A 7,830-nucleotide genomic window follows, 5' to 3' on the forward strand; every position below is an offset into this window, starting at 1 on the left:
GGTATAAACAACGCCAGGAGTTTAAGGACCGGCAACTGGGGTATTATCCAAACTTCGCCATTTTATCGATCAAATCGGACAACCTATGGCCTGGCTTGCCGCCGACGCGTCTTTCGACCCCGACCGCCTGCCGGCGCCGGTCATCGGCATCGCCGCACTGCTTGGCGACCATGACTCCGGCCTGCATCGGCACCAGCGTGGGCAACTGTTGTTTACCCAACAGGGCTGCACCCGCATCACTTTGGACAACCAACTGTGCCTGCTGCCGCCCTCCCGCGCGGCATGGATCCCCTGCGGTGTGCCCCACCGCGCGGTGATGCACAAAACCGTGGATTACCGTTCGGTCTACCTGAGCGCGGCATTGGCTGATCAGTTGCCCAAACAGGTGCGAGTCATCGAAGTCAGCGCCTTGCTGCGGGCGGTGCTGGAACCCATGGCAATGGCGCCGTTCGAGACCGATTGGCACGCCGGCCGGCATGCCCATCTATTGGGGTTGTGCCTGGATGAAATCCAGCAGGCCGTCGAGCAACCGATGCTCCTGCCCTTGCCGCACGACAAGCGCCTGGCCCCGTTGCTGGCCGATCTCGACAGGTTGCCGCCAACGCTGCAAGCGCTGGAAAAACAGATTGGCGCCAGCACCAAGACCATCGGCCGGATTTTCCTGCGGGAAACCGGCCTGGGGTATCAGCAATGGCGCCAGCAGTGGCGCTTGATGCGGGTCATCGAACTGCTCGCCACCGGGCGCAGCCTGGGCTACTGCGCGTTCGCGCTGGGCTTTGCCAGTGACAGTGCGTTGATCGCCTTTTTCAAGGGCATGACCGGCACCACGCCACGCGGGTATTTCAAATCAAGCTGAAGGCTTACTTGGGCATCTTGCGAAAGCCCACGGCCAGGCGGTTCCAGCTGTTGATAGTGGCGATGGCCACGCTCAAATCGACCTGTTCCTGGGCGCTGAACTCGGCGGCCAGCGCGTTGTAGTCTTCGTCTGCGGCGTGGGTCTGGCTGAGCAGGGTGAGGCTTTCGGCCCAGGCCAGGGCGGCACGCTCACGCGGGGTGAAAAACGGCGTTTCACGCCAGGCCGACAGGGTGTACAGGCGGCGCTCGGTTTCACCGCCCTTGCGGGCGTCGGCGGTGTGCATGTCGAGGCAGAAGGCGCAGCCGTTGATTTGCGAGACGCGCAGGCGCACCAGTTCCAGCAATGGGAGTTCGAGGGACAGTTTGCCGACAGCGGCTTCCAGGGCGAGCATGGCTTTCATGGCGTCCGGCGAAGCGGTGTAGAAATCGGTACGGGCTTGCATGGTGATACTCCAGAACGGTGGGGATTGATGGCCAGAGTAGTCACCGTGAGTGCCTGGAGAAATATCCAATTGCGGGGAAGATTGGGTGGCCAATGTGGCGCCCGTGCGGGAAGGTAAAACGATCAACCCGGCAACGGAATCACCCGCAGCCGCCTGACCGACTTGTACGAAAAACTCGAATAGATCTCCTTGACGCAGGGCAGTGTTTGCAACACTTCGCGCGCAAATTCCCCGAACGACTCGAGGTCCTTGGCCACCACCTCAAGCAAGAAGTCATAGCGCCCGGACACGTTATGGCACGCCACGATCTCGGGAATTTCCAACAACCGCTGCTCAAAGGCGCGCGCAATGTCCTGGGTATGACTTTCCATCATGATGCTCACAAACGCGGTCACCCCATACCCCAGCGCCTTGGGCGACAGGATCGCCTGGTAGCCGCTGATCACCCCGCTCTCTTCCAGGCTGCGCACCCTGCGCCAACACGGTGAGGTGGTCAGGGCCACGCGGTCAGCCAGCTCGGCCACCGTCAGCCGGGCATTGCCTTGCAGCGCGTTTAACAGTGCTTTATCGGTGCGATCCAGACTCACGGGCATGATGTGCCTCTATTCATTGTTTTTATCGACGTTTCGACCCTTAACCCGGGCATTTCCAGCAAATTTTGCAACGTTCATCTTTGGTTATGAGCATAGCATCGTAGGAAATAAGGAGCGTCCGGCATGAACAATAAACACAATGCATTCGGCTTTTCCACTCGCGCCATCCACCACGGCTATGACCCCAAGGACCACCACGGCGCCCTGGTGCCGCCGATCTATCTGTCTGCCACGTTTGCGTTCCCCACGGCTGAATACGGCGCTGCCTGTTTTGCCGGAGAAGCCAGCGGCCACTTCTATACGCGTATCTCCAACCCGACCCTCGCGCTGCTGGAATCGCGCATGGCCACCCTGGAAAACGGCGAGGCCGCCGTGGCGTTCAGCTCCGGCATGGGCGCGATTGCCGCGACGTTCTGGACCCTGCTGCGTCCGGGCGATGAGGTAATAGTCAGCCAGACCCTCTACGGCTGCACCTTCGCCCTGCTGCACCATGGCATCGGCGAATTCGGCATCAAGGTGCGCCACGTCGACCTGACCGATCTGGCCGCCTTGCGTGCGGCGCTTTCCCCCGCGACCCGCATGATCTACTGCGAGACGCCGGCCAACCCCAACCTGCGCCTGGTGGACATTTCGGCGGTCGCCGCGCTTGCCCACCAGCAGCCCAACGTTACCGTGGTGGTCGATAACACCTACTGCACGCCCTACCTGCAACGGCCTCTGGAACTGGGCGCCGACGTGGTGGTGCACTCGGCGACCAAATACCTCAGTGGCCATGGCGATATCACCGCCGGCATCGCCGTGAGCAACCAGGCCCTGGCGCAACGCATTCGCCTGCAAGGGCTCAAGGACCTGACCGGCGCGGTGATGTCACCGCAGGATGCGTCGTTGCTGATGCGCGGCCTCAAGACATTGGCCCTGCGCATGGACCGCCATTGCAGCAATGCCCTGGCGGTGGCCGAAGCGCTGCAGGCACACCCGGCCGTGCAGTGGGTGACCTACCCCGGGTTGCGCTCTTTCCCACAATACGAATTGGCGGCGCGGCAGATGAAGCAGTCCGGCGGCATGATCGCCTTTGAACTCAAGGGCGGCATTGCGAGCGGGCGCCGCTTCATGAACGCCCTCAACCTATTCACCCGTGCGGTCAGCCTGGGAGATGCCGAATCACTGGCCCAGCACCCGGCCAGCATGACCCATTCCACCTACACGCCCGAAGAACGTGCGCAACACGGCATCAGCGAAGGCCTGGTGCGTTTATCGGTCGGGTTGGAGGACATCGCCGACCTGCTGGAGGATATCCATCAAGCCCTGGCCAAGTGCACCCGCACCGTGCCACCCCGCCGTGTCCTGGTAGAAGAGCACAGCGTGAAATAAGCCTTAGGCACCCAGTAACGCTTTCCTACAAACGGTGGTCGGACTGGTCTGACCACCGTTATGCGTTTTTAATCTGATTTTTTCCAGATTGGATCCCCATGCTTTCGTCAGGCTGTACTAGCATAGGTGCTCGACGGGTGCATTATCACTGCAGGTTATTCACCCTGGTTACCTTATTAAATCCCGTCGCGATAAGGCTGAATACCTGCACTGGAAACTCATGGACGAATTGATGAACTCACACCTGTTCCCACATATAGGCAAGGTCATCGCCAGCACCGGCAGTCGCCATTTCCCACGCATGCTGCATGACCTCATCCTGACCCAACTGGCAGTGGACGCCACCCATATCACGCAATTGCGGGTCAGTGCCGAAGGCCACACCCGCCGCAGGATCAGCCCGGTCTACACCGATTCGGTAGCCGCATTGGGTGAAGAACAGCCCGCCGCCCAGCTGCACCTCACGCGCCGCAGGGACGATGTGCGCTATGTACTGTCGGTGTACCGCTCGCACCAGTCAGAGAGTTTTTCGCCGCAGGAACGCAGCATGCTGCAGGACTTCTCCACGCTGCTGCTGCCCATGGTCGAAAAACACATCACTGCGATCCAGCCTTGCCGCCCGACCAGCGAACCGGTGATGCCGGAAAACCAGGGCATCGAAACCCTGCGCCGGCGCATTGAAGAACGCCTGGTGCAATCGGGCCTGACGCTTTCCAACCGCGAACTCGAAGTGTGTGTCGGCCTGCTGGCCGGGCGCACTGCACCACAATTGGCAGAGCAACTGGCACTCAAGGTCAATACCATCGAGAGCTACCTCAAGCGCGCGGCGATCAAGCTGGGCATCAGCGGGCGGCATTCGTTGTTGCGGTGGATGTACGCAACCGAGGAAGGCACGCTCACAGCCCTCTGAATCACCAAAACCTGTGGGCGCTGGCTTGCCAGCGCCCACATCTGATAGTTGCCGTCAGTCCCTGGCCAACGCCTCAATCGGGTCCAGCCGCGCCGCATTCCTGGCCGGTACAAAGCCAAACACAATGCCGATCAGGGTCGAACACGCAAACGCGGTAATGATCGAGCCGAGGGAAAACACCATTTCCCATTCCTTCACAAACAACGAAAACAGATAGCCGATCGCAAAGGACAACGAGATCCCGATCATCCCGCCGATCAAACACACCATCACCGCTTCCACCAGAAACTGCTGGCGGATGTCCGACTGCCGCGCGCCCACGGCCATGCGAATACCAATCTCGCGCGTGCGCTCGGTCACCGACACCAGCATGATGTTCATCACCCCGATACCGCCGACCAGCAACGAAATCACCGCGATCAGCGACAACAGCAGCGCCAGCGAGCGGCTGGTTTTCTGCACCGTTTGCATGATGCTGTCGAGGTTATTGGTGAAAAAATCCTTGGTGCCGTGACGTTGCAGCATGAGTTTATTGACGTTTTCTTCCACCACTTTGCTCGGCTGGCCGTCCTTGATGCGCACGGTGATGCTGTCCAGATGGCGCTGGCCCAACAGACGCCCCGCCGCCGTCTCATAAGGCACCCACACGTTGAGCGCCTTGCTGGCGGCGAACATGTTTTTGTTGTCGGCCGTTACACCAATCACCGTACACGGCAGATTGCCGACCAGGATCACCTGGCCCAACGGGTCCACATTCGGTCCGAACAAGCGATGTCGGGTGTTGTGGTCGATCACCACCACCTGGGCCTGGCGCCGCGCGTCACTCTCGCTGAAGGCAATCCCGGCTTCCAGCTTCAACCCCTTCACTTTGAAGTAGCGGTCGCTGACGCCATTGACCTGCGCATCCAGGTCGATATTGCCAAAGCGCAGCAGCAGGTTACGGCCCACCACCGGCGTGGCGCTGTCGACGTAATACAGCTGGTTCAACGCCTCCACGTCCGAGGGCATCAATGTTTCGATGGCGGATGCGCGGCTGTCACCAAAACTGGTGCCGGAAAAGATGTCGATGGTGTTGCTGCCGATCGCCTGGATGTCTTTAAGCACATAACGCTTGGCGCCCTCACCGATGGCCGAGATCGACACCACCGAGGTGATGCCGATGACAATCCCGAGCATCGTCAGCAGGGTGCGCATGCGATGGGAAATCAACGCGACCCAGGCCATGTTGAATGCTTCCTTGAACAACCCCAGGCTCGCCACCAGGCGCCGTGCGCCGCTGCGCCGGGTTTCGATGGGCGCCTCGGCGGGCACCTCCAGGCCAACGCTGTCGTTGGCCTTGTCGCTGACAATCTCGCCGTCACACACCTCGACAATACGCTGGGCATTGGCGGCCACCTTGGGGTCGTGGGTGACGATAATCACTGTGTGCCCGGCGGCGTGCAGCTCGGCAAGGATGCGCATCACCTCCTTGCCGCTGTGGGTGTCGAGGGCGCCGGTGGGTTCGTCGGCCAGAATCACTTCACCGCCGTTCATCAACGCGCGGGCAATACTCACGCGCTGTTGCTGGCCGCCGGAAAGCTGGCTCGGCCGGTGGCTGGTGTGCCCCGCCAGGCCCAGGCGGGTGAGCAAATCCCGGGCGCGGCTGTGGCGTTGCGTCTCTGGCGTGCCGGCGTAGATCGCCGGCATTTCCACGTTGTGCAAGGCGCTCAGGTGCGCGAGCAAATGATAGCGCTGGAAGATAAAACCGAAGTAATCGCGGCGCAGTTCCGCCAGTTGCTCATCGCCGAGCGAGCGGGTTTCGATGCCATTGATTTTGTAGCTGCCGGCGGTGGCGTAGTCCAGGCCGCCGAGGATGTTCATCAGGGTGGATTTACCCGAGCCCGAGGCGCCGATGATCGCGACCATTTCTCCGGCATGGATGGTCAAGTCGATGCCCTTGAGCGCGATGAATTCGCGCTCGCCGGCCATGAAACTGCGAGTGATGCCCTTGAGTTCCAACAGTGGCTGGGTCATGCGTCAGTTCCCCGCCACAACAGGCGTTGCGTCACCGATCACGACCTTATCGCCCTCCACCAGGCCGTCCAGAATCTGCACTTTGACGTTGTTGTTGATCCCGGTCTTCACATCCCGCGACACGGCTTTGCCCTTGGCATCCAGCACACGCAGCGGGTAGCTGCCATCGGCGTTGCGCGAGCCGAGTGCCGCCACCGGCACCATCAGCGCGGCCTGGGCGGTGTCGAGCACGATACGCACCTGAGCGGTCATGGCGATGCGCAGGCGATGGTCAGGGTTGGGCACGTCGAACAGCGCGTTGTAGAACACCGCGGTGTTTTGCTTGGGCGTGCCGGCGGTCTGTGTTTCGAGGAAGTTCTGCGGCGCCGGCTCGGTCCCGCGCAGCTTGGCGTAGTAGCGCTTGTCGGCCTCGCCGAGGATGGTGAAATACACCTGCTGGCCGGGGCTGATGTGGATCACATCCGCCTCGGACACCTGGGCCTTGACGGTCATGGTGTCCAGGTCCGCCAGCTTGAGCAGCACCGGCGCCAGCTGGTTGGCGATCACGGTCTGGCCTTCCTGGGTGACGATGCCGACCACATCCCCGTCGATGGGCGCGACGATGCGGGTATAGGCCAGGTTGACCTTGGCGGTGTCGATCTGGATGTGCGCACTCTTGATCTGCGCATCCAGGGACAGCAGGTTGGCTTGCTGCACCTGGAAGGTGGATTGCGCGTCTTCAAAATCCTGACGCGACACCGACTCGTCGATCTGCAAGCCTTTGTAGCGCTCGTAGACAGACTTGGCCTGCTTGAGCTGCGCCGCCGTGGCGCGGCGCTGGGCCTGCAGGTTCTCTTCATCGACCTGGGCTTTGCGCAAGGTGTTTTGCAGGATCAGCGGGTCGATTTCGGCGAGCCATTGGCCTTTTTTGACCTTGTCACCGACCTTGACCTTGAGCGACTTCAACTGCCCCGAAACCTGGGCGCCGACGTCAACCTGTTTGATGCCTTCGAGCACGCCCGTGGCCAACACGGCATTTTCAATATCACCCCGTTCAGCCGTGGCGGTGAGGTATTGCGGCGTGTCGGCGGGCGCTTGCACCGTATACACGACAAGGCCGATGGCAACCGCCAATACCGCGAGCATTCCGAGTTTGCGAAACGTTGACTTATCCATAAATGACCATAAAAAGATGAAGAGGGTCTGAAGCGAAAACGGCCTGATGTGGGCGCTGGATTGCCTGTGATTGCTGAGTGTCAGTCACCCTATGCCGGGCTGATACACCGCCATCGCAGGCAAGCCAGCTCCCACCTTAGGAGCTCCACGCGTCAGGAACAGATCAAGCGGCTTTTGATTTGCTTTTGACCTTGATCTTGCTCTGAGGCGCCCCGTTAAACCACGCTGGCCGAACGCAGGCTTTGGAGCGTGGGTAACCCGGCAGGACGCCGGGTTAGCCGCGTTGGGCCAAGGATGGCCCATCGCGGCGGCCCACGCTCCAAAGCCTGCATGAGGGCACACCGAGCCTAAGCGAGGTGCCGAGTGGTGGGGCGAAGACCTTTTGGTTACTTTTGTGTCTTTACAAAAGTGACCCGCTGTAAGAGCGGAACCATAAGTGGCCGTGACCGCAGCAATGGATAGGTACACTGCCGCACCGCTATCGCAGGCA

7 protein-coding genes are annotated in these 7,830 nt (G+C 60.9%); 3 read left to right on the forward strand and 4 right to left on the reverse strand.

The genetic code is table 11. The annotated features are described in order from the left end of the window. Positions 1-85 precede the first annotated feature (85 nt). Positions 86-856, forward strand: coding sequence for a helix-turn-helix transcriptional regulator (locus L8K08_RS13185; protein WP_242197580.1), 771 nt, complete (start codon positions 86-88; stop codon positions 854-856). Positions 857-860: 4 nt separating this feature from the next. Here L8K08_RS13185 and L8K08_RS13190 read toward each other — a convergent pair whose 3' ends face one another. Next, on the reverse strand, positions 861-1,298 hold the full coding sequence (locus L8K08_RS13190; RefSeq protein WP_242197584.1) for a carboxymuconolactone decarboxylase family protein: 438 nt from the start codon (positions 1,296-1,298) through the stop codon (positions 861-863). A 122-nt stretch (positions 1,299-1,420) separates the two neighbouring features. Then, positions 1,421-1,891: an Lrp/AsnC family transcriptional regulator gene (locus L8K08_RS13195; protein WP_145164653.1), complete on the reverse strand. Its 471-nt coding sequence runs from the start codon at positions 1,889-1,891 to the stop codon at positions 1,421-1,423. A 123-nt stretch (positions 1,892-2,014) separates the two neighbouring features. Between L8K08_RS13195 and L8K08_RS13200 the strand changes: the two genes are divergently transcribed. Both L8K08_RS13200 and L8K08_RS13205 read left to right on the forward strand, forming a co-directional pair. Continuing rightward, positions 2,015-3,262, forward strand: a complete 1,248-nt coding sequence (locus L8K08_RS13200) for a methionine gamma-lyase (protein WP_242197587.1) — start codon at positions 2,015-2,017, stop codon at positions 3,260-3,262. 232 nt (positions 3,263-3,494) lie between these two features. Further along, positions 3,495-4,172 carry a helix-turn-helix transcriptional regulator gene (locus tag L8K08_RS13205; RefSeq protein ID WP_178119735.1) on the forward strand — a complete coding sequence of 226 codons (678 nt, stop codon included), beginning with the start codon at positions 3,495-3,497 and terminating at the stop codon, positions 4,170-4,172. A gap of 54 nt (positions 4,173-4,226) precedes the next feature. Here the strand turns inward: L8K08_RS13205 and L8K08_RS13210 are convergent, their stop codons facing one another. After that, complete coding sequence (locus L8K08_RS13210) at positions 4,227-6,185, reverse strand: MacB family efflux pump subunit (RefSeq protein ID WP_106580317.1); 1,959 nt, start codon at positions 6,183-6,185, stop codon at positions 4,227-4,229. A gap of 3 nt (positions 6,186-6,188) precedes the next feature. Continuing rightward, a complete protein-coding gene (macA, locus tag L8K08_RS13215) occupies positions 6,189-7,340 on the reverse strand; it encodes a macrolide transporter subunit MacA (RefSeq protein ID WP_242197590.1) in 1,152 nt (383 codons plus the stop codon). Between the last annotated feature and the right edge of the window lie 490 nt (positions 7,341-7,830).

The organism is Pseudomonas sp. TREG-RG-20F-10-E-6-01 (assembly GCF_022662455.1).
Classification (GTDB): domain Bacteria; phylum Pseudomonadota; class Gammaproteobacteria; order Pseudomonadales; family Pseudomonadaceae; genus Aquipseudomonas.